This window comes from Dellaglioa sp. CoH-55-MRSF-7 (genome assembly GCF_056782235.1).
Genome location: NZ_JBXAYI010000140.1, coordinates 1 through 284, shown reverse-complemented (window position 1 = coordinate 284; position 284 = coordinate 1). Strand labels below are relative to the sequence as shown.

The 284-nt window shown below is 55.3% G+C and carries 1 protein-coding gene; it reads left to right on the top strand.

Features of this window, described 5'->3' with window-relative positions; genetic code table 11:
• Positions 1–284 (top strand): hypothetical protein (locus tag AC1RPU_RS08175; RefSeq protein ID WP_481769674.1); only part of this gene is annotated, 284 nt, incomplete at both ends.

Here is a 284-nt window from a genome sequence, read left to right as displayed (position 1 = left end):
GTTACTTCGTGCGTGGCCGAGCCGATGTGATGCTCACCAAGATCGAGCGGGTTGCTGAAGAGAATCCGCTAATCTGGTTGTCAATGCGGATACGTGCTAAGAAAAAGATCAAGCCCGGGCTCTACGGTGAGACTCGGGTCTGGGCTCCGGGCACACGCGTCGATGATGAGCACGTGGCCAACGCCGATCAAATTCTGGTTGGCATCCACCGGACGCGACATTCGCTCAACCGCAAATACAGAATGCTCCACGGGTTCTTCGATCAAGATTCCGAATTTCCGGTC